This window comes from Mesorhizobium sp. WSM4821, assembly GCF_055901555.1.
The window spans coordinates 4,473,461-4,495,405 of sequence record NZ_CM148371.1; the positions used below are offsets into that span (position 1 = coordinate 4,473,461).

The 21,945-nt window shown below is 63.3% G+C and carries 19 protein-coding genes; 11 read left to right on the forward strand and 8 right to left on the reverse strand.

Going from position 1 to position 21,945, the window contains the following annotated elements:
* Positions 1-2 precede the first annotated feature (2 nt).
* Together trpD and AC0NID_RS21690 are read right to left on the reverse strand one after the other, a co-directional pair.
* Positions 3-1,013, reverse strand: a complete 1,011-nt coding sequence (gene trpD / locus AC0NID_RS21685; RefSeq protein ID WP_473457977.1) for an anthranilate phosphoribosyltransferase — start codon at positions 1,011-1,013, stop codon at positions 3-5.
* Positions 1,010-2,902 carry a SurA N-terminal domain-containing protein gene (locus AC0NID_RS21690; protein WP_473457978.1) on the reverse strand — a complete coding sequence of 631 codons (1,893 nt, stop codon included), beginning with the start codon at positions 2,900-2,902 and terminating at the stop codon, positions 1,010-1,012. Before AC0NID_RS21690 ends, trpD begins: the two co-directional genes overlap by 4 nt.
* Positions 2,903-3,045: 143 nt before the next feature.
* Here AC0NID_RS21690 and tpiA point away from each other — a divergent pair, with 143 nt between their 5' ends.
* The 6 genes from tpiA (at position 3,046) to AC0NID_RS21720 (ending at position 8,758) form a co-directional block, all read left to right on the forward strand.
* Positions 3,046-3,813, forward strand: coding sequence for a triose-phosphate isomerase (gene tpiA / locus AC0NID_RS21695; protein ID WP_473457979.1), 768 nt, complete (start codon positions 3,046-3,048; stop codon positions 3,811-3,813).
* 178 nt (positions 3,814-3,991) lie between these two features.
* Positions 3,992-4,480, forward strand: a complete 489-nt coding sequence (gene secG, locus AC0NID_RS21700; protein WP_473457980.1) for a preprotein translocase subunit SecG — start codon at positions 3,992-3,994, stop codon at positions 4,478-4,480.
* Positions 4,481-4,693: 213 nt separating this feature from the next.
* Positions 4,694-5,809, forward strand: a complete 1,116-nt coding sequence (locus AC0NID_RS21705) for a L,D-transpeptidase (RefSeq protein ID WP_473457982.1) — start codon at positions 4,694-4,696, stop codon at positions 5,807-5,809.
* 169 nt (positions 5,810-5,978) lie between these two features.
* Positions 5,979-7,616, forward strand: coding sequence for a CTP synthase (locus tag AC0NID_RS21710; protein WP_473457984.1), 1,638 nt, complete (start codon positions 5,979-5,981; stop codon positions 7,614-7,616).
* 16 nt (positions 7,617-7,632) lie between these two features.
* Complete coding sequence (locus AC0NID_RS21715; protein WP_473457986.1) at positions 7,633-8,181, forward strand: DUF1697 domain-containing protein; 549 nt, start codon at positions 7,633-7,635, stop codon at positions 8,179-8,181.
* Positions 8,182-8,455: 274 nt separating this feature from the next.
* Positions 8,456-8,758 (forward strand): DUF982 domain-containing protein, encoded by a 303-nt coding sequence (locus AC0NID_RS21720; RefSeq protein ID WP_473457988.1) that lies wholly within the window; start codon positions 8,456-8,458, stop codon positions 8,756-8,758.
* A gap of 193 nt (positions 8,759-8,951) precedes the next feature.
* On the opposite strand, the gene AC0NID_RS21725 is transcribed toward AC0NID_RS21720, so the two are convergent.
* Entirely contained in the window at positions 8,952-9,635 is a 684-nt protein-coding gene (locus tag AC0NID_RS21725; protein ID WP_473458029.1) for a TetR/AcrR family transcriptional regulator, read from the reverse strand.
* A gap of 146 nt (positions 9,636-9,781) precedes the next feature.
* On the opposite strand from AC0NID_RS21725, the gene AC0NID_RS21730 reads away from it, so the two are divergent.
* Genes AC0NID_RS21730 through AC0NID_RS21740 form a run of 3 tightly spaced genes read left to right on the forward strand, consistent with a single transcriptional unit; the run spans position 9,782 to position 12,817 of the window.
* On the forward strand, positions 9,782-10,900 hold the full coding sequence (locus tag AC0NID_RS21730; protein WP_473457989.1) for an efflux RND transporter periplasmic adaptor subunit: 1,119 nt from the start codon (positions 9,782-9,784) through the stop codon (positions 10,898-10,900).
* Between the two features lie 7 nt (positions 10,901-10,907).
* Positions 10,908-12,149 carry an ABC transporter permease gene (locus AC0NID_RS21735; protein ID WP_473457990.1) on the forward strand — a complete coding sequence of 414 codons (1,242 nt, stop codon included), beginning with the start codon at positions 10,908-10,910 and terminating at the stop codon, positions 12,147-12,149.
* Positions 12,146-12,817, forward strand: a complete 672-nt coding sequence (locus AC0NID_RS21740) for an ABC transporter ATP-binding protein (RefSeq protein WP_473457991.1) — start codon at positions 12,146-12,148, stop codon at positions 12,815-12,817. The genes AC0NID_RS21735 and AC0NID_RS21740 overlap by 4 nt, the downstream gene beginning before the upstream one ends.
* A 66-nt stretch (positions 12,818-12,883) precedes the next feature.
* Here AC0NID_RS21740 and AC0NID_RS21745 read toward each other — a convergent pair whose 3' ends face one another.
* The 3 genes from AC0NID_RS21745 to AC0NID_RS21755 form a co-directional block, all read right to left on the reverse strand.
* The gene (locus AC0NID_RS21745; RefSeq protein ID WP_473457993.1) at positions 12,884-14,662 is read right to left on the reverse strand and encodes an alpha,alpha-trehalose-phosphate synthase (UDP-forming); all 1,779 of its coding nucleotides are present in this window, start codon (positions 14,660-14,662) and stop codon (positions 12,884-12,886) included.
* A gap of 164 nt (positions 14,663-14,826) precedes the next feature.
* Complete coding sequence (locus AC0NID_RS21750) at positions 14,827-16,989, reverse strand: amylo-alpha-1,6-glucosidase (RefSeq protein ID WP_473457995.1); 2,163 nt, start codon at positions 16,987-16,989, stop codon at positions 14,827-14,829.
* A gap of 40 nt (positions 16,990-17,029) precedes the next feature.
* The gene (locus AC0NID_RS21755) at positions 17,030-18,091 is read right to left on the reverse strand and encodes a glycosyltransferase family 4 protein (protein ID WP_473457996.1); all 1,062 of its coding nucleotides are present in this window, start codon (positions 18,089-18,091) and stop codon (positions 17,030-17,032) included.
* On the opposite strand from AC0NID_RS21755, the gene AC0NID_RS21760 reads away from it, so the two are divergent.
* Complete coding sequence (locus AC0NID_RS21760; protein WP_473457997.1) at positions 18,077-18,610, forward strand: DUF982 domain-containing protein; 534 nt, start codon at positions 18,077-18,079, stop codon at positions 18,608-18,610. The genes AC0NID_RS21755 and AC0NID_RS21760 overlap by 15 nt on opposite strands.
* Before the next feature lie 64 nt (positions 18,611-18,674).
* Here AC0NID_RS21760 and AC0NID_RS21765 read toward each other — a convergent pair whose 3' ends face one another.
* Positions 18,675-19,532, reverse strand: a complete 858-nt coding sequence (locus tag AC0NID_RS21765) for a beta-keto acid cleavage family enzyme (RefSeq protein WP_473457999.1) — start codon at positions 19,530-19,532, stop codon at positions 18,675-18,677.
* 94 nt (positions 19,533-19,626) lie between these two features.
* Between AC0NID_RS21765 and AC0NID_RS21770 the strand changes: the two genes are divergently transcribed.
* A complete protein-coding gene (locus AC0NID_RS21770) occupies positions 19,627-20,949 on the forward strand; it encodes an aspartate aminotransferase family protein (protein WP_473458001.1) in 1,323 nt (440 codons plus the stop codon).
* Between the two features lie 10 nt (positions 20,950-20,959).
* Here the strand turns inward: AC0NID_RS21770 and AC0NID_RS21775 are convergent, their stop codons facing one another.
* Positions 20,960-21,928, reverse strand: a complete 969-nt coding sequence (locus tag AC0NID_RS21775; RefSeq protein WP_473458002.1) for a MurR/RpiR family transcriptional regulator — start codon at positions 21,926-21,928, stop codon at positions 20,960-20,962.
* Between the last annotated feature and the right edge of the window lie 17 nt (positions 21,929-21,945).

A 21,945-nucleotide genomic window follows, 5' to 3' on the forward strand; every position in this document is an offset into this window, starting at 1 on the left:
CTCTATCCGTTCGAAATCTCGACCAGCCGGTCGAGCATCTTCAGCGCGCGGCCGCTGTCGATGGCTTGCGCCGCCGTCGCCACGCCGTCGGCAAGCGTCGTCGCCCTGCCCGCCACCACCAGACCGGCGCCGGCGTTCATCAGCACCGTATCGCGATAGGCGCCGGCAGCGCCGCCCAGCATGTCGCGCAGCGCCTGGGCGTTGTAGGCAGCGTCGCCGCCGCGCAACTCCTCCTTGGTATGACGCTTCAGCCCGACCGCTTCCGGGGTCAGCGTAAAGCAACGGATCTCGCCACCGACCAGCTCGGCCACCTCAGTTTCGCCGGTGGTGGTGATTTCGTCATAGCCGTCGCCATGGACGACCCAGGCATGGTCGGCGCCCAGTGCCTTCAGCGTCTCGGCCACCGGCATGATCCATTCCGGCAAGAACACGCCGACCATCTGCCTGACGACACCAGCCGGATTGGAGAGCGGGCCGAGCAGGTTGAAGATGGTGCGGGTGCCGAGTTCGACGCGGGTCGGGCCGACATGCTTCATCGCCGGATGATGCGCCGGCGCGAACATGAAGCCGACGCCTGTGTCGCGGATGCAGCGCGCGATCGTCTCCGGCGGGATGTCGATCTTGACGCCGAGCGCGGTCAGCACGTCGGCGGCGCCGGTTTGCGAGGACAGTCCGCGATTGCCGTGCTTGGCCACCGGCACGCCGCAGGCGGCGATGACGAAGGCGGATGCTGTCGAGATGTTGACTGAGTGCGAATTGTCGCCGCCGGTGCCGACGATGTCTATGGCGCCGTCGGGCGCGTCGACACGCAGCATCTTGGCGCGCATGGTGGCGACGGCGCCTGAAATCTCGCTCACCGTCTCGCCGCGCACGCGCAGCGCCATCAGGAAGCCGCCGATCTGGCCGGGTGTCGCATCGCCCGACATGATGATGTCGAAAGCTTCGCGCGCCTCCTCGAAGGAAAGGGCGGTGCCGGCGGCGACCTTGGCGATATGGGGCTTGAGCGCGCTCATCTGGTCAGGGCTTGGGTAATGGCGGTCTGGTCGATGCGAACGTCGTATTGCGTCTGCAGCTGCGCCACCAACTGGTCGAGCAGGTCGTCGGACATACCGGCGGTAAAGGATTTCTGCGCGTCGTCCGGCACCGAGCTGGCGTCGGCTCCGGCAGGTTCGAAGACTTGGTCGATCTTGAACAGAATCTGTCCGTCGCCGGTGGGCGAGGGGATCAGCCCTGTCCCGCCTTCGCCTTCGCCGAACATCGCCGCGGCTCCTTCCTTGCCGAAATCGACGTCGTCCGCCTCGCGCTTGACGCCGCGCTTGGTCTGTTTCTCGAGCTTGAGCTCGCCCGCGATCACGTCGAGCGTGGCGCCGGTCTCGAGACGTTTTTCGAGTTCGTCCGCTTTTGCGGTGAGCCGCTTGGTCGTTTCGGCCGCCGTCCAGTCGGCCACCACCTTCTGGCGGATTTCATCCAGTGTGCGGTCGCGGGCCGGCGTGATCGAATCCACCTCGTAGAACACGAAGCCGTTGTCGGCGGTGGTGAGGTCGGGATTCTCGGTGCCGGGTTCGGCCTCGAACACCGCCTTGATGAGCTCCGGCGATTCCGGCAGGTCCTTGATGATGGTGCCGTCCGGCCTCTGGCCGGTGCGATCGATCGCGTCGATGGTGACGACCTTCAGCTTCAGTTTTTCGGCCGCTTGCGCCAGCGTGCTGCCCGAAGCGCGGATATCTTCGTAGTTGTCATGCACGTCCAGCAGAATGCGGCTCGCCTCGCCCAGCGCCAGATCCTTGCGGATTTCGGTAGACACTTCGGCCAGTGGCTTCACAACTTCGGGCTTGATGTCGGTGACGCGCAGCAGCACCGATCCGAAGGCGCCCTGCACGACCGGGCTGACTTCGTTGACGTTGAGCGCAAACGCCGCATCCGCCACCGCCTTGTCGGCAATCTTGTCCTTGGCCAGCGTGCCGAGCAGCGTGTCGGCTTGCGTCTTGCCCTCGGCGGCCACGATCTTGTCGAAGGTCGCGCCGGTCTTGAGTGAATCGAGCGCGGCCTTCGCGGCATCCGGCGACTTGAACACGAGCTGTTCGATGGTTCGCATTTCCGGCGTGGTGTAGCGCCCCTTGTTCTTGTTGTAGTCGTCGCTGACCTGTTGGTCTGTTACGCCGCTCAGATCCATGATGTCTTCCGGCTCGAGTTTGACGTAGGAGAATTTGCGGTATTCGGGCGCCGCATAGGTCTTCTTGTTTTCCTCGAAATAGGCCGAAAGCGCACTGTCTGATGGCGCTTCGATCGGCTCTACCAGCGATTTCGGCAGGATCAGATAGTCGATGGTGCGGTCTTCGCCACGATAGAGCGCGACCGCCTTGAAGAAGGTGTCCGGGACCTTGAGGCCGTCCGAAACCGCCTCGACGATCTGCTGGCGCACAGCCACTTGGGCGCGATTCTTGAGATAGTCTTCCGGCCGCATGCCGACCTGTTGCAGCATGTAATCGAAAGTCCGCCGGTCGAACTTGCCGCCGGGCCCTTTGAACGCCGGGTCTTCATGGGTGAGTTGGGCCAGCCGGTCCTTGGACAGACCAAGCCCGAGCTTGCGGGCCTGCTCATCGAGGACTGCACCCGACACGAGTTGCGCCAGCACCTGATTGTCCAGGCCGAGCGCCGTCGCCTGTTCGCGGCTGATGCGCTGGCCGAATTGCTGCGACATTACGCTGATCTGGCGATCATAGGCGAGGCGGTACTCGTTGATCGATACCTTGGTGCCTCCGGCCGTGATAACGGCGTCGTGGCCCGCGAACCCACCCGCCAACTGCCCGGAAATGCCCCAGACGGCGAAGCTCAACACCAACAATATCAGCAGCGCCTTCGCGACCCAGGTCCCCGCCGCGTTTCTCAAGATACCAAGCATGCCCACTTCCGATTTTTGCGCATTTTCGCACGCGCCGAGTTTGAAACAAGCGCAATAGCGTCCTTCCGGGCCACTGTCGATTGCTTTGTGGGCTGAGTTTGGTAGTGAGGACGCAGCCGAATATTGCCCGGAGAAGCAATCCCATGACGCCAGGAATCCGCCCATTGATCGCAGGCAACTGGAAAATGAACGGTACCAGCGCCTCGCTCAACGAACTCAGGATGATCGGCAACGGCTTCATGAGCGGGCTCGATGCGGAGACCGAAGCGCTGGTCTGCGTTCCGGCGACGCTGCTTGCGCATGCCGCGGAGATCTTATCGCGCACGCCGGTCCGGGCAGGGGGCGAGGACTGCCACGCCAAGGAGAGCGGCGCCCATACCGGCTGTATTTCGGCCGAGATGCTGAAAGATGCAGGTGCCAGTCACGTCATCGTCGGTCATTCCGAACGCCGCGCCGATCACCACGAGGACGATGCCATTGTGCAGGCCAAGGCATCCGCCGCATGGCGTGCCGGGCTGGTGGCCATCATCTGCATCGGTGAGACGAGAGCCGAACGCGAGGCGGGCGCTACGCTCGACGTAGTGTCGCGCCAGGTGGCCGGCTCGGTGCCGCCCAATGCCACGGCGTCGAACACCGTCATAGCGTACGAACCGGTGTGGGCGATCGGCACGGGACTGACGCCGACTGCCGCCGACGTAGCCGAAGCGCATGCGCATATTCGCGAAAAACTATCGGAGAAGCTTGGCAGCGCGGCGGCGAAGATACGCATCCTCTATGGCGGCTCGGTCAAACCGTCGAACGCGGTCGAACTGCTTGGCGTGAAAAATGTCGACGGCGCGCTGGTCGGTGGTGCCAGCCTGAAGGCGGCGGACTTTCTCGGTATTGCCGAAGCCTATCGAAATATCTCGTAGAATCCGAAGCCTGTCAGCGGCTTCGGACGAGCTATGCCGAGGCGGAAATCGTTGCAAAGGGCGCATCGCTTCCCATATTCCGGCCACGGGCTTGGAAATGCCGTCAAAGCATTGTATTGAGCCGCCTCCAAATCACCGGCCGTATCTGCGGCCGTGCAGGGCTTTGCCAGGATAAATTATGGAAACCATACTGATCGTCGTCCACCTCATGGTCGTGCTCGCTCTTGTCGGCGTGGTGCTGTTGCAGCGCTCCGAAGGCGGCGGCCTTGGCATCGGCGGCGGATCGGGCTTCATGACCGCGCGCGGTGCCGCCAACGCGCTGACGCGGGCGACGGCGATCCTGGCTGCGGCGTTCTTCGCCACCTCGCTGACATTGTCGATCGTCGCCCGTTACAGCGAGAAGCCGATCGACATTCTCGACCGTGTGCCCGCGGCGAACGGCGCGAGCGGCGGCGTGCTCGACCAGTTGCCTGGCACCGCGACGCCGACGGCGCCTTCTGGCAACACCGCGCCGACGCCGCCTTCTGGCGATACGGCGCCAACGCCGCCTTCGGGCGATGATGCCGCAGCCCCGGCTCCCGCTGCGCCGCCGGCGGCAGACTCGACCACGCCACCGGCCACAAACGGCGTCACCCTGCCAGTAACGCCGCAAGTTCCAAACCAGTAATCGGCAACGTTTTAGGCGCCGCGATCTGTTGTTGTTTGAACACAGTCGCGGCAAATGCCGCACGATTACGAAGATTCGACCGGGCACGGCACGACAGGGCGCTTGAGGCGTCTGCGGCTAATCGATTATAGATTCGGCGCGGCACTATCGGGGTCCTTGGGGGACGCCGGGCGACGCCGTGGGCAACAAGCATAGAACGATCGGATCTTCGCCATGCAGCTTCGCAGCTTCATTTTAGCCGGCCTATGTGCCGCGCTCAGCCTGGGTGCGCCCGCTTACGCGGCCATGCCGGCCAGCAATTCGGCCTCTAATGGCGCAGTAACAACTGATGTCGTCAACGTCGCCGCCAAAAGCGATGCGGCGCAACTGAAGCTCCTCAAAAAGAAGAAAGACCCGACCCCGGACGACCTTGCCCAGATCAAGAAAATCGAAGCAAAGATCGCGGCCGACAAGGAGGCCGCTCGAGCCAAAGCGGTCGAGTCCAGGAAGCTGGCGATGCGCGCGGCGGCTAAAGCCAAGGCCGACGCGGAACGGCAGGCGTTTCTTGCCAAGAAGAGTAAGCTCGCCGCCCAGGCCGAGTTGGCCGACGCCAAGCCGGCTAGGAAGACCGTCAAGATCATCGAGCCGGTTCAACCTATCGCGCCGATCCAATCGGCCGAGCCAATTTCCGCCGAGGCCATGAACGTCGCGCTGACCGGCAACAACGGCGAATTGCGCAGCGAACCGGTTGGACAGAAGCCGCAGAGCGTCGGGCTCTTCGCCGGTCTGTTCGGCGGCACGTCCTCTTCGATATCGCTGCTCCCCGAGACGCGCGCCCTCGACGCCGCACTCGCCAGGAAGGAAGCCAAGCGGCTGTTCAAGGTGAAGCCGGAGTTCGTGCCGCAAGAGGTCGAGTTTACCGGCTACAGTCCCGGCACCATCGTCATCGATACCAGCGCGCGCCGTCTCTACCTCGTCGAATCCTCATGGACCGCCCGCCGTTATGCGATCGCGGTCGGTCGTGAAGGCCTGCAGTTCAAGGGCACGGTCGCCGTCGGCGACAAGCAGGAATGGCCCCGCTGGATTCCGACGCTCGACATGCAGAAGCGCGAGCCGAAGAATTACGGCCGGTACAAGGACGGCATGCCCGGCGGCGGCGATAATCCGCTCGGCGCGCGGGCCATCTATCTCTACGAGGGCAAGAAGGACACACATCTGCGCATTCACGGAACCATCGCGCCGCAGTCGATCGGAACGAGCGCCTCCAACGGCTGCTTCCGCATGATCAACGAGCACGTCATGGACCTTTATCGCCGGGTGAAAGTCGGCACCAAGGTCGTCATCATCTGACACTGGGACCAAAGTGCTACAGCGTCTTTGCCGCTGTAGGCGGATCGTACCGGAAGGGCCGGCCTCGCCGGCCCTTTCGTTTTGTTTCGCCCCGACCAGAGCGCATTCTCAGGAAAAACCCTTCGCGGCGGTTTTTTCTCTGGCGGAATCAACTCGGCCGCGTTAAGCGATGACTCCCATGGCGCGATATGTATTCATCACAGGCGGCGTGGTTTCTTCACTTGGAAAAGGCATCGCTGCGGCGGCCCTTGGGGCTCTCTTGCAGGCGCGAGGCTATCGCGCGCGCATAAAGAAGCTTGATCCCTATCTCAATGTCGATCCCGGCACGATGTCGCCATACCAGCATGGCGAGGTCTTCGTCACCGATGACGGCGCCGAGACCGATCTCGATCTTGGCCACTACGAGCGCTTCACCGGCCGTTCCGCCAACCAGCAGGACAACATCACCACGGGCCGGATCTACAAGAACATCATCGAGCGCGAGCGGCGCGGCGACTATCTTGGCGCCACCGTGCAGGTCATTCCGCACGTGACCGACGAGATCAAGAATTTCATTCTCAACGGCAATGACGACTATGATTTCGTCCTGTGCGAGATCGGCGGTACCGTCGGCGACATCGAGGCGATGCCGTTCCTGGAGGCGATACGCCAACTCGGCAACGATCTGCCGCGCAACAACGCCGTCTACGTGCACCTGACGCTTATGCCCTACATTCCAACGGCGGGGGAATTGAAGACCAAGCCGACACAGCATTCGGTCAAGGAATTACGCGGCATTGGCATCGCGCCCGACATCCTGCTGGTGCGCGCCGACCGCCCCATCCCCAAGGAAGAGCGCAGAAAACTGTCGTTGTTCTGCAACGTACGCGAAAGCGCGGTCATCCAGGCGCTCGACGTGCCGCACATCTACGACGTGCCGATGGCCTATCACAATGAAGGGCTGGATTCGGAGGTGCTGGCCGCCTTCGGCATCGATCCGGCGCCGAAGCCGCGCATGGAGCCCTGGCAAGCGGTGTCCAACCGCATCCACAACCCGGAAGGCGAGGTGACGATAGCCGTCGTCGGCAAGTACACCGGCCTCAAGGACGCCTACAAGTCGCTGATCGAGGCGCTGTCGCACGGCGGCCTCGCCAACCACGTCAAGGTCAAGCTCGACTGGATAGAGAGCGAGATATTCGAGAAGGAAGATCCGGCGCCGTGGTTGGAAAAGGTTCATGGCATTCTGGTCCCCGGCGGCTTTGGCGAGCGCGGCGCTGAAGGCAAGATCCTGGCCGCAAAGTTCGCCCGCGAGCGAAAAGTGCCGTATTTCGGCATCTGCTTCGGCATGCAGATGGCCTGCATCGAGGCGGCGCGTTCGCTGGCCGGCGTCGAGCACGCCTCGTCGACCGAGTTCGGCCCGACCGAGGAACCGGTCGTCGGCCTGATGACCGAGTGGCTGAAAGGAAACATGTTGGAGAAGCGCAGGGAAACCGGCGACCTCGGCGGCACCATGCGGCTCGGCGCCTATCAGGCGGACCTCGCCAGGGGGTCGAAAATCGCCGACATCTACGGTGACACGCAGATTTCCGAGCGCCACCGCCACCGCTATGAAGTCAATATCGATTACAAGGAGCGGCTCGAGGATTGCGGCCTGGTCTTTGCCGGCATGTCGCCGGACGGCGTGCTGCCGGAAACGGTCGAATACCCCGACCATCCCTGGTTCATCGGCGTGCAGTACCATCCCGAGCTGAAAAGCCGGCCGCTCGACCCGCACCCGCTGTTTGCAAGCTTCATCGAGGCCGCGGTGGAACAGTCGCGACTGGTCTAGGCTGTCACCGGCAGCCATGCAAACCTATGTCGCTCTGCTTTACAGCATCGTCCTTAGCGAGGGACGCCGGGTCGTCATGTCCGATCTCAGGGCCATGGCGGAAGGCCTGGGGCTCAACAACCCGCGCACGCTGGTGGCTACCGGCAATCTGGTCTTCGAGGCGAAAGCGACAGGAATTGCGGCGCTGGAACGCCGGTTGGAGACGGCGTTCGAAAGAACTTTCGGCCGCCACGTCGACATCATCGTGCGCCGTGCGGGAGACTGGCTGACGCTTGCGGCCGGCAATCCGTTTCCCGCCGAATCGGCTGCGGCCGCGGATCAGGTAGCGGTGCGCGTGATGCGGGCGCCTGTTCCCGCCGAGGCCGTCGAAGCACTGACGGCTTTTGTCGGCAAGGAGGAAAGGATGCAGGTCGTCGGCGGCGATATCTGGATCTTCTTTTCCCGCGAAACGCCAAGTTCGCGCCTTCTGGCGGCAATAGGCCATAAACGGCTCGGCGCCGGCACCTCGCGCAACTGGAACACGGTGCGCAGACTGGCCGAAATGGTCGGCGGCGGGCGGCATTGACGCGCCAATCGCCCTGGAGGCGGAGCTCGCCCTAGAGATATTCAATAACTATTCAATCCTAACCGCAATTGTTCAATGAGACCGCGCTTATCGGCGCGCAACGTTGTTCGCTTCGTTTGTCACGTTTGGTGATTCGATTTCAGTCGAATGATGTGAGACACTTTATTTTTGGGCCTACCTTTTCAGCGCTGGCTCTGTTGCCGGAAACCAAATGACCAGCCGCAAGTTCAACAAGGTTCGATCAAGCACGTTGCGATCAAACCGGGAGGAAACGATGGAGCGCCTGCAATTCTTTACGCCTGTGCGGATTTCGCGTGGGCAGAATAGCCCTGCCGAAGAAATCGAAAGCGTAGCCGAAGCGATGGAGTTCTTGCGTAAGTGGCCAACGGGCCGGCGTGGGCCAGTCTACCAATGCGCGGTGAATTGCTGCTCCGCAGCTCTGCTGGGCCGGATGTCGGCAGAGGAGGCAAGGAAGGCTTTTACCGGCTTCGCCCGCATCACGCGCCTGCTCGACGACGACATGGCGCTGCCGATGGGCGGCGAAAATATCGATGGCGTGCATGCGCTGAGGCGATGAACGTTCATATTGCACCCTGCTTGGAACAGGGCGCCTTTCGACAAGGTCACAGCACCTCGACGGAGGCAGGGAACACGTAGCCAGCGCCCCGCTCGGTGACAATGAGCCTCCACGGCAGTACGAGGAGTAGCTGGATCGGCGTGAGCCCGGTGTACCATTGCGCGGCGAATTGCTGCCCCACGGCTCTTGCGGCTCAAGGGCCTGCTTCGAGGAAGGCCCTGGCAAACCCGGGTTGCGCGGCTTCTATCGTTCCATCAGGCAACTTCAGAAGCCGGTCGATTGCAATGCCGTAGAGCCGCAGCCGGTCGTCGAGCAGCCGCGCTGCTTCGTCGACATTGCCCCGTTCGGCTTGCCGCAAGGCGCGGTGCATCACATCCCGCAAGATCAGCCGGAGCTGCAAAAACATCTCGGCAAAAGCTTCCGGATCAGGCACGTCGAGCACGCCTTCCTTGCTTCCCTCCCTGAGGAGGTCGGTGATTACCGGCATGGCCAGTTCCCTGACCGCCTGGTCAACCCGATGGAAGAGGGCAAGGTTCTCGGGCCGGAAGACGACGAAGAACGTCTTGCGCAGCTGCGGGGCGAGTTCGACGTTCAGCCGCTGCGAGCCCGCAAACAGCGCATTGAGCCGACCAAGCCCGTCAAGTGACGGATCGTTGAGCATGGGCTGCAGCTCGGTGAAACTGTCGCGCGCGAGACGTGCGGCGAGCGCCTCCAGCAGCGCCTCTTTCGATGCGAAATAGTGGTAGAACGCGCCCTTCGACAGGCCGGCCTCGCGGATGATGTCGTTTACCGTCGTGTTGTCGTAGCCGCGCTCGAAGAACAGCCGCTGGGCGCAGTCGAGAAGCTCGGCGGATCGTATTTCCGGCGGCTTTAGCACTCGGGACAAAGATCGATCCTCGCTGATAGGTCGAGCAAGAGGAGCACGAACCGTTTCTTTATGCAACTTTTATAGACCGACGGTCGGTCTAATGCTATGTCTGCCACCCGCCTGACGTTCGGATTCGATGATGGAGGGAGAGTTTCTTGCGACGAATACGCTGGATTGTCGGCATCGTTCTTGTCGCGGCGGTGGCTGCTTTCGGCGCTTGGTATCTGTGGCAGCCGGCCAAGGTTTCGGTGGTGACGCCACAGCGCGGCGACGCGGCGGAAATCGTCTACGCGAGTGGCTCCGTCGAGCCGCGAACCTGGGCCAAGGTGACACCAGTGGTCCGCGAGAGGATCGTCGAGCAATGTAATTGCGAGGGGTCGAGGCTTGCACGAGGCGACGTGCTCGCCAAGCTCGACGACAGTGAGGCCCGGGCGGTGCTTGGCGAGCTCGAAGCGCGTCAAGCGCTTGCCCAGGAAGAGCTCCGGCGGCTGACCGTGCTTGCCGAAAGGCGTGCGGCGAGCCAGCAGGCGCTCGATCGTGCGCAGAGCGAGCTCGGCCAGATCGAGGCGCTGGTCGCCGGACAGAAGGCGCGACTCGACACCTACGTGTTACGTGCGCCGAGCGCCGGTGTCGTGCTCAGGCAGGACGGCGAGGTGGGTGAGGTCGCCGAGCTCGGCACGGTGTTGTTCTGGGTCGGCGAACCGAAGCCGCTGCTGGTGGTCGCCGAGGTCAACGAGGAGGACATACCCCGGGTCGAGGTCGGCCAGCGCGCGCTGCTTAGGTCCGATGCGTTCCTCGGACGGAACCTGGAAGCGGTGGTCGACAGCGTCACGCCCAAGGGCGATCCGGTGACGAAGACCTACCGCGTCCGCTTCCGCCTGCCGGACGACACGCCACTTCGCATAGGCATGTCGACCGACGTGAACATCGTTATCCGCGTTTCGAAAAATGCACTGTTGATCCCGTCCGTCGCGATGGATGGGAACAAGGTGTTCGTCGTCGAAGGCGACAAGGCCTGGCGGCGTGAAATCCGAACGGGCATTCGCGGCTCCAATGGCATCGAGGTTTTGTCAAGCGTCGACGGGAAGGCGGGCGTCGACGGGAAGGCAGGCGTCGACGGGAAGGCAGGCGTCGACGGCAAGGCAGGCATCGACGGGAAGGCAGGCGCCGACGGGAAGATCGGCGTCGACGAGAAGACCCGCGTCGTCTCGCCCTATCCCGCCGACCTCGCCGACGGTGCGCGCGTGAGCATCGCCGCCGCCGAGGAGGGATAAAGCAACGATGCCGCTTATCTTCGACATCGCCGTCACGCACATCGCCGGCCGCGGTCGCCAGACGCTGGTTGCCGTGATCGGCGTCGCCGTCGGTGTCGGCTTCTCCATCGCCATGGCGGCGCTGATGCAGGGCGGGCAGGACGATTTCGTCAGGCAGCTCGTCGACACGATGCCGCATGTCGACATCACCGACGCGCAGCGCACCGCCCGCCGTCAACCCGCCGAGGATGCCTTCGCGACAGTCGCGATTTCCGGGCTCAGGCCGCGCGACGATCGCCGCGGCATCATCAATCCGACCGCCGCGATCTCCTGGCTCGAGAGCTGGATTCCCGGCCGGTTCGCGGCAAACCTCAAAACCCAGGGTGTGATCCGCTATTCCAGTCGCGAAGTGGGCGCGGCGATCATCGGGATCGAACCGGAGCGCGAGTCCGGCGTGTCTCCGATCGTCGAAGACTTCGTCGAAGGCAGCTTTTCGGCACTTGCTGCGGGCGGCAACAACGTGCTCATCGGCGACACCATGGCGCGCCGGCTCGGCGCCGGGTTCGGCGACACCATAACGGCGGTTTCCTCCGAGGGGCTGACGCGCAACTTCAAGATCGCTGGCCTGTTCCACACCGGCACCACCGCGCGCGACGAAGGTGAGGCCTATGTGCTTCTGAAGAACGCGCAGATCCTCTCCGCGCGGCCGAACGCCATCAACGAGATCCGCATCAAGCTCAACGATCCAAGCCGCGCTCCGGCGGTGGCGCACCGTGCCGAGGCCGAACTGGGCTACAAGGCCGTCGCGTGGCAGGAGGCGAATGAATCGATCCTCGAGGCGCTCGTCGTGCGCAACGTCATCATGTACACCGTCGTCGGCGCGATCATGCTGGTCGCTGGCTTCGGCATCTACAACATCATTTCCACCATCACGCACGAGAAGGCGCGCGACATCGCTATCATGAAGTCGCTGGGCTTCGCGGAGTCGGACATGCGCCGGCTCTTTCTGCTGGAAGGTGTGGCGATCGGCGCCGCCGGCTCCGTGCTTGGCGGGCTGCTCGGCTTCGCCATGACCTATGGGCTGTCGCTGGTGCGTTTCGAGATCGCCGCGACCGGCCAGGAGATGACCCGGCTGCCTATCGCCTGGAGTTTGATGCACTACGTCATCGCCTCGGCTTTCGCGCTGGGCTCGGCGGCGGTGGCCGGCTACCTGCCGGCGCGCCGTGCGGCGCGCCTTAACCCCGTCGAGATCATCAGAGGCGCATCATGAGCGCGCTCATCGAGACCGAGAAACTGACGCGCGTGTTACCCGAGACGGTCCCCGTCACGCTGGTCAAGGACATCACGCTCGCGATCAACGAGAGAGAATTCGTCGCCGTCACCGGTCCCTCCGGCTCCGGCAAGTCCTCGCTGCTCTATCTGCTGGGGCTGCTCGACCGGCCGACCACTGGAACGTTGACAATAGGTGGCAGCGACACCGCGCCGATGAATGAAAGGGAGCGCGCGCGGACCAGGCTTTCGATGCTGGGTTTCGTGTTTCAGTTTCATTTTCTGCTGCCGGAATTCACGGCGCGCGAAAATGTCGAAATCCCAATGCGCAAGCTGGGCCGGCTAACGCGGCCGGAGATGCGCGAGCGGGCCGGGGAGCTGCTTTCGTCGCTGGGGCTCGGCGAACATCTCGACAAGCGGCCTGACCAGCTCTCGGGCGGCCAGCGTCAGCGCGTCGCGGTGGCACGCTCGCTCGCCAACGACCCGCCGCTTATCCTCGCCGATGAGCCGACGGGCAGCCTCGACAGCACGAGCTCCGAGCAGGTCTTCGCAATCCTGGAGACTCTGGTGCGCGAGCGCGGCAAGACCGTCGTGGCGGTTACGCATGACCTCGACATGGCGGCGCGCATGGATCGCCGCATTCACATCGTGGACGGGAAGATCGGCTGATCAGCTTCGCCGGTCGCCCAAGGCAATGGGGCAGGGCGTTGACGCGCCGCGGCAGTCGAAGGCTCCTCACGACGCTGCCTTTCTTGTCGGCTCGAATATCGGAATGATGTTGTTGTTGTTCGATGGCCGCTCTCCGGCACCCGTCACCCGGTCGAGGTCGCCGCGCTTGCGAAGGCGGACCGCATCGAGCAGCATGCTGCCGGCCCAGCGATAGACATTGTTGTCGCGTACCATCTCGCGCATGGGCCGCATGCGCTCGCGCTGTTCGTCTGGCGTCATGGTCAGCGCCCGCAGCAGCGCCTCGCTCATCATGGTCGTATCGTAGGGGTTGACGATCAGCGCCTCCAGGAGTTCACGCGAGGCGCCGGCGAAGGTGCTGAGCAACAGCACGCCCTGTTCGTCGTCGCGCGCCGCGACGAATTCCTTGGCCACCAAGTTCATGCCGTCATGCAGGCTGGTGACCATACATATGTCGGCGGCGCGATAGATCTCGTAGACCTGCTTCTGGGCGTGATGTTTAACCACCATCAGGACAGGACTGTAACCGTCGCGGCCGTAGCGCTGGTTGAGTTCTTCGGCGTAGCGGCGGCATTCATCGTGGAGCTGCCTATAAGCCGGGAGCGTGCCCCGGCTGGGCGCCGCGATCTGCAGCAGAACCAGTTTTCCAACCCATTCGGGACGTCTCGTGAACAATTCTTCGAGCGCCTGGAGCCGGTCGAGAATGCCCTTCGTGTAGTCGAGACGCTCGATGCCGACGCACAGCTTGACATCCGCTTTCAGCCCGAACCTCTGGCGCACGCGGGCGCGGCATTCGTCGACAGCAGGCAGGTTCGCCAAGAGCTCGGCCGGCCATCCTATGGAGATGGGATAGGCGTGCACCAGCGTCGTTCTTCCGCCGTAAGAGATCGCCGCATCGGCCCGCTCGATACGGCTTTCCAGGAAGCGATCGACGCTTTCGGCGAAATTGTTGGCATGGAACTGGGTATGGAAGCCGACGATGGAGCTGCCGAGCAAGCCTTCCAGTATCCGTTCACGCCATGGACAGATGCTGTACACTTCCGAGTTGGGCCATGGGATATGCCAGAACGTGATGACGATCGCCTCTGGAAGGCGCTCGCGGATCATGCGCGGCAAAAGCGCGAAGTGGTAGTCCTGGACCAGCACGATCGGCCGCTCGTTGCGCGCTTCGGCAACCACCGTATCGGCGAATTTCCGGTTGACGGCCTCATAGGCCTCCCAATCCGAGGCGCGAAAAATCGGGCGGGTGAAGGCGATATGGCAAAGCGGCCACAGACCTTCGTTGGCGAAACCCAGATAATAACCCCGGTATTCTTCCTCCGTCAGCCAGACCCGGCGAAGCGCGTAGGACGGATTGTCAGGCGGCACCTCGATCCGGTCGTTCATGTCGACCGTTAGACGGTCCGCCGTTCCGCCGCCATAGGCGATCCAGGTGCCGGCGCATGCGCGGGTGATCGGCTCGAGCGCCGAAACCAACCCGCTTGCCGGTACCAGGAGTTCGACGCCATCATCCTTGGTGTTGTGAATATAGGGTTCGCGGTTGGACACCACGATCACCTGCGTATCCGGCAGATATTCGGCCAGGATCTTGCGCAAGGTGTCGGGCGACCATGCGATCAGCGCTGCATCGGCCGAGTGGCCGTTCTTTTCAAACTCCCGCAGCACTTTGCGCGCCGCTTCCGAAGCCACGTCCTCGCCGGCGGCGTATGCGGCCGCTGGCGTGTGGCTTTGGCGCCGATAGGATAACGAGAACACCGCGCCAACAGCGGAAATGCCGAGGCTTGCAAGGAGCAGAACCCAGAGTACTTCTGTGCCATAGTCTGACATTGGAACGACGATCTTCCTGCGGCCGGTTTTGGACCGTTTTTTCTTTTTCGCAGCCGACAACTGGCGACAAGCTGCCGAGCGCCGGCATGGGTTTACAAACGCAGGATCGGGCCAGCGGTTCCGACAATCGGAGCGCCGCGGTCAGTTCGATGAGAAAAGCCAGGCTAGGTCCGTACGATGAGCGGCACCAACCCCTCATATCGATCGGAGAGGAAGGCGACGACCCGGTCGCCGACACGCTGGAAGTTGAGGTCGACCACCGCCGCGCCGACGCGTAGATGCCTCAGCGTGAGCGTGTCTATACCAATCGGCAGCCGCGGACGGGTGACGCGGATTTCGCTGTCCCAGCCGTCGATTTCCATGCCGAGGCAGGCCTGCATCAGCATGAAGGCGGACCCGGCCGACCATGCCTGCGGCAAGCAGGCAACGGGATAGGCGATCGGTGCTTCGCCCGGCGCGCGGGTAAAACCGCAGAACAACTCCGGCAGCCGCATATTGAAATGAACCGCCGATTCGAAAGTGCTGTTCATCAGCCGGACCACGCTTTCACGCTCACCATAGCGCGCCAGACCGGCGCCGCACATGGCGGTGTCATGCGGCCAGATCGAGCCGTTATGGTATGACATCGGGTTGAAGAACACAGCGTCGTCGGCGAGCGTCCGCAGCCCCCAGCCTGAATGGAAGGACGCCGAAAGCAGCTGATCGGCGACCATCTTCGCCCGTATCGGGTCTGGGAGACCGACATAGAGCAGGTGCCCTACATTAGAGGTCCGCACCTTGCAGGGCTCGCCGGCGCCGTCGATTGCCAAGGCATAGAAGCCAAGATCGTCCAGCCAGAAATGGTGCTCCACAGCGGCGCGCACAGCCTCGGCACGGCTGTCCCAATGATCGGCCCGGTCGTCCTCGCCACGGCGACGGGCGAGCGCCGCCAGTCCCCGGAATGCGGCAAAGACATAGCCTTGCACCTCCACCAGGGCAATCGGTCCCTTGGGGATGCGGCCATCCGCATGGAAGACGGAATCGATGCTGTCTTTCCATCCCTGGTTGGTGAGGCCGGACTCGGCGGCACGTTGATAGGTAACAAAACCGGTCGCCCGGCTTGCCTCCTCGGTCCATTCGGCTGCGGCGCAGAGCGACTGCCACAGGCTGTCGATAAACGCCATGTCCCCGGTACGGTCCGCGTAGGCACAGGCGAGATGGATGTAGAGCGGGGTTGTATCGACGCCGCCATAGTAGCGGCCGAAGGGGAGCTCCCGCAGTGCCGCCATTTCGCCCTTGCGGGTCTCATGCATGATCTTGCCCGGCTGCGAATCGCTGAACGGCGATGTTTCCGTCGCCTGGTGGTGGGCAAGGAAGGCCAGCACGCCTCGTGCGAGGCCCGGGTTGAGCCACAGCATCTGCAGGGCCGAGATCGCGCCGTCGCGGCCGAACGCCGTCGAAAACCAAGGGATGCCCGCATATGGGTAAGGTCCGGTCGCAAGCTCGGTGGTCAGCAGCGCCACATCCGCCCGGGCGCGTTCGATCCATTCGTTGAAAACGCGCCCAGAACTGTGCATCGTGCCGCCATGGCGGCGTTTGGCCCGCATACCGAACCGAGCCCGGGCCGCGGCGGTGCGGAAACGATCGCGGCTCGGCGCTTCCGCCTCCTCGGAACCGACTTCGACATACAGCACCCTGCTGCTGCGCTTCGTCACGGCAATCAGGAAATCCGCACGGTCGGTCGTCAGATGGTCCGGCGCCTGAGAGAACGATATCGCCGACATTCGCACCAGCCCGTCCAACCCGTCATAGCGAAACAGGACGGAGGTCGCATCCGTCACGGCAGCATGGGCCATCCCGCGTTTTAGCCTTGTCGAGCCGCGCACTTCGAACATGTCGCGGAAATCGGCTGCGAAATGCAGCGAAACGCGGATGGTGGCATGTTCCTGGCTGTAATTGGCAAGCGTGATGCGTTCAAACAGCCGATCCTGCCAAAGTAGCCTGGTGCGTTCGATATGGATCGCGCCCTGTGGAATGTCCCGGCCGCGGACGCTTTGCATCGGCAGATTGGTCAGGTTGGAGGTGAAGAGGACATTGTCCTGGCTGAGCGACGCGCCGAGCAGCGATGTCTGACGGCCGCCGACGGCCAGTCGGAATTCGGAAAGCACCCGCGTGTCGTCACGGAAGAAACCGTCTCCGGTGCCGCGGATATCTCCGTAAGCGTCGGCCACGGCAAAACAATCGCCTTGCTTGAGGGCGAACAGCCGGTGCGGCTCTCGAGGTGCGGTGGCGTCCAGGGAGGCAAGTGCCACTGCGGGATCAAGCTTGCGCTCATCGAGTTGGGTCATTCGTTACACATCTCTCTCGCTTTGCCCGGAGGTGCGCCTTTCACGACGCTCTTGCTTGGGCCGAGGCGCCGATCAGGGACGCATAGGCGGCCACGTAGTCGAGGGCCATTCTCTTGGCGGAGAACCGACTTTCGAAGATAGCTCGCACGTTCCGCCTGTCGAGTCGCAGCAAGCCGGGTACCGACGCGACCGCACTCTCCATGGAATCCGCGATAAAGCCGGTCGCGCCTTGATCGACGATCTCCGGCATGGCGCCGGCGTTCCAGGCGATTACCGGTGTGCCGCAGGCCATCGCCTCGATGACGGCAAGACCGAACGGCTCAGGCCAGTCGATCGGGAAGACAAGGCCGGCCGCCTTGCCGAGGAATTCCGCCTTCTTGTCCTCCTCGATCTCGCCGACATAGTCGATACGCTCACCGTCGATCAGCGGCTCGACCACTTCATGGAAGTAGGCGCGATCGTCGTCGCCTATCTTTGCCGCAAGCTTCAGTTTCAGCCCCGATCGCAGCGCGATCTCGATGGCGCGATCCGGGCGCTTGTCGCGCGACATCCGGCCAAGGAAGGCAAGGTAGGGCTCCCCTGGGCTCGTCTCGAAAACCGGCTTGTAGAGATCGGTCGGCAGCCCGTGGTGGATCGTCGCCAGCCAGTTGGCATTGGCGAGCCCCGTTCTTTGGCTATGCGAAACGGAGATCATCGGAAAGCGTGGAAAATGTTCGTAGGCCGGCGCCAGATCGACGTAGTCGAGGCGGCCATGCGGCGTCGTCACCGTCCGGTCGGGCATGTGCTCGAAGAAGGAGAAGTGCAGGAAGTGACTGAGATGGAAGTGAATGATATCAAAATCTTGAGCCTGTTTCCTCACATTGGAAAGCATCGAAAGATGCGCGGCTGTCTCGGATTTCAGCGGACGTGGATCAAGACGCAGGGCTCGCTCGCGACACGGCACCAATTTTGCCGACGTCCTGGTGTCGCCGCTGGCAAACAGGGTTACATCATGGCCAAGCTCGACCAATCCCTCGGTCAGATAGGAGACAATGCGCTCCGTACCTCCATAGAGCCGGGGCGGCACGGGTTCATGGAGCGGCGCCACATGGGCTATTTTCATAACCTAGCATTTCCCTCAAAGATCATCGCTGAAGTCGAAATGCACCAGCCCCCCGGAGCGTTCCCGCAACGGCAAGGCATCGGCCATAGCCGCGATTCAATCAGTCGGTCCGCTGCCGTTTGTCGAGGGCCGCAGTTCCCTTTGCACGGAACCAATTGGCTGGCCGTGAGTTTAATTTGGTTGATCGAATGCATCGCGATCGACCGGACGGAACCAATGGATCGTATGCAATTCATTTCGCCAGCACGGATCTCGCGTGGGCCGGGGCAACCGGTGGAAGATATCGATGGTGTCAGGGAAGCGTTGGCCTTCTTGCGGAAATGGCCAAGGGGGCGGCGCGGGCCGGTGTATCAATGCGCACTAAACTGCTGCGCTGCAGCTCTGACAGGCGAGATGTCTGCCGAGGAAGCAAGAAAGGCCTTTACGGGCTTTGCCCGGATCACCCGCTTGCTGGACGACGATATGCCACTGCCGATGGACAACGAAAATAGGGGCAGTGGCTACGCGCTGAGGCGATAGACGCCAGCGTTCTTGCTTGCGCCTTTGTGAGGCGAATACATTTGCGTCAAGCTGTGGTCGAGCGTTAGCGCCGGACCGACCAAGCGGCGCGGAGGTCTTCGGCTTGGGCGGTCCTGACGCCGCAGGCGGTCAGGGCGTATTTGGTTGCAGCTACGAGCGCGGCATTGTCCTTGGCGGTTGTGCCGTCGGCCAGAACGAAATTGTTCTCGAAGCCGACGCGGGCATGACCGCCCAGCAGCGCACCGGCCGTGACACAGGCGGTTTCTTCCCGGCCGAAGGCGCAGACCATCCAATGCGCGAAGCGTGGACGGTCATACGCTAGGAAGGGAAGCAGGTCGGCGGGCCGCGGAACCTGCCCGGGCGTGTAGCGGCCGAGCACATAAAGCACCGGGATATCGTCGAAAGGCACTAGCCCGCGCTGCTGTATGGCGGCCAGGGCCGACGCCTCCTCGGGCGCGTAGAGGATCATCTGAGGGGCGATCCGCTCGCTCTTCAACCACCCCAGGAACTCCGCGAAAGCGGTCTCATGGGCAGCGTCCGGCACCAGTTCGCGCAGCGCCAGCGAAACCGCTTCGGGGCGGGTAGCGCGCACCACCGCCATCTGCTCGGCCGGTTGGTATCGGCCGAGCGCTTCGCTGGTGATCTGGATGATCAGCCGCTCGCCTACGGAATCGCGTATCGCTTTCGTCGCCTCGCGATAGGCGTGCGCGTCGAGCAAATGTCTGCCGTCGCGATCGCGGACATGGGCATGGATCATGGCGGCGCCCGCCTCGAGGCAGGCTGCGGCGGTCCGGGCCAGTTCCCGGGGGTCGATCGGCAGGGCAGGGTGGTCTTCCTTGCCACGCCGCCCGCCGTTCGGCGCAACGGCGATTGCCGCTGGCGCGATGTGTCCGGGACCGGCTGCGCTCCTGTCGACGGTCATATGTGCAGTCCAATTGTTTCAGTATTGCGCACTATGTAACATATGTTGCATGATAAGTTCGCTCCAAATCGCGCCATCGTCAATCGAGGAAAGAATGACACAGATCCTGCATCGCCAGATCCATGCGACCCTGCCCGTCGCGGCTGGCGGCAAGGGTATCGAACTCTTCGACCGTGACGGTCGCGCCTATATCGACGCTTCAGGCGGGGCGGCGGTTTCCTGCCTCGGCCACGGCCATCCCGACGTGACGGCCGCGCTTCACGCACAGGCCGACAAGCTCGCCTACGCCCACACCAGCTTCTTCACCAGTGAGCCGGCCGAGACACTGGCCGACAGGCTCGTCGCCGACGCACCGCAAGGCATAAGCCACGTCTATTTCGTATCCGGCGGCTCCGAGGCGGTGGAGGCGGCGCTGAAGATGGCACGTCAATTTTTCGTCGAGACCGGCAGGCCCGAGCGGCGAAATATCATCGCCCGTCGCCAGAGCTATCATGGCAACACGCTCGGCGCTCTCGCTGCCGGGGGTAATGAATGGCGCCGCGCCCAATTCCGCCCGTTGCTGATCGACACGCATCACATCGACCCATGCTATGCCTACCGTTACCAGGAAGCCGGCGAAAGTGACGAGGCCTACGGCCTGCGCGTCGCCCAGGCGCTCGAGGACAAAATTCTCGAACTCGGGCCCGACACTGTCATGGCTTTCGTCGCGGAACCGGTCGTCGGCGCGACGGCAGGAGCGGTGCCCGCCGTTCCCGGCTATTTCAGGCGCATCCGCGAAATCTGTGACCGCTACGGTGTGCTCCTCATCCTCGACGAGGTGATGTGCGGCATGGGCCGCACCGGCACGCTGCATGCCTGCGAGCAGGACGGCGTCGCGCCCGACCTGATGACAATCGCCAAGGGGCTCGGCGGAGGCTACCAGCCCATTGGTGCGGTGCTGCTTTCGCGCCGCATCTTCGACGCTTTCGCCGAAGGCTCCGGCTTCTTCCAGCACGGCCACACCTATATGTGCCACCCCATGGCCTGCTCGGCAGCGCTTGCCGTCCAGGAGGTCATCGAGCGGGACCGCCTGCTCGACAACGTCAAGGCGATGGGCGCCCATCTTGCCCGGCGCCTCGGCGAGCGCTTTTCCAACCACGCCCATGTTGGCGACATCCGCGGCCGTGGCCTCTTCATGGGGCTTGAGCTGGTCGAAGACCGTTCGTCGAAGGAGCCATTCGATCCGGACCGCAAATTACATGCGCGCATCAAGCGCGAGGCGATGGCGCGAGGCCTGCTTGTCTATCCCGCGGGGGGCACGATCGACGGCGCGCGCGGCGATCATGTGCTGCTTGCGCCGCCCTTCATCATAGACGCCGCGGCAATCGACGCTGTTGTTGAACGGCTCGGCGACGCGATAGACGCTGCGGTGGCATAGCGGCAGCTTCTCATTCCGGCAGATAGGCCCCGAATGCCTGTAGCTCCAGCTCCGTCTCCCTGACACGGGCCGCGGCGGCTGGCCCGCTGCGCGCCAGCATCGTTGCAGCCAGCGCTTCCACGATGGCCATAGCCGCGGCCACCGACGGGAAGAAGGACGGGCTGTCGGTAGAGAATCGCAAGGTAACGTCCGCATGCCGCGCGATCGGAGCAGCCATGCTGTCGGCGATCGCGACAATCGGGACGCTGCGTCGCTGCGCGGCCTCCACCACTGGCCCGAGTTCGCGCGAATAGGGCAAAAAGCCGATCGCGACGACCGCTTCCCTTTTTCCAAGAGCTGCGAGTTCCGCCTCGATCGCACCGCCGTCGCCGCCGAGCAGCGTGATCTCGCGCCGAAACATCCGGCAGAGGTAGACGAGCGCATGGGCGGGCGCGCGGCAGCTTCGGAACCCGGCGACGCGTATGCGCTGCGCTTTCTCCAGTATCGCACAAGCCCTTGCGATCTCTTCGCTGCCGTTGACCGCTTCGGCGGCCGCCAGATTGGCCACCGTCGTCCTCAGCGATTCCGCGAAAATCGCCTCCGACCCGCGCTTGACAAGCGCATCGGCCCTTGCCGCGAACGGTGCCTTGCCGGAGCGCAGCCGGTTCTCGAACGGCTTGCGCAGCGCCGCCCAGTCGTCGAAGCACAGCCGCCGCGCCAGGCGCACGAAGGTCGTCGGCGTCACCTCTGACCGCGAAGCCAGCACCCGCATGGAAACCAGCGCCACTTCGTCGGGATGATCGACCAGGAACCGCGCCGCCTTGCGCAGTTCTGAGCTCAGTTGGGGGAGTTCGGTCAGTATGCGCGCCAGAAGCGCGTCGAAGCCCATCTCCCGCCTGTCCATGTAACAAGTATTCCCTTGATTGATAAAGCGCAACAATCGTAGCATGCATCGACGTGGCTTGATACAAAAACACCGGACGGCCGCGACGGCACGCAAAGCACCAAGGGAGAATC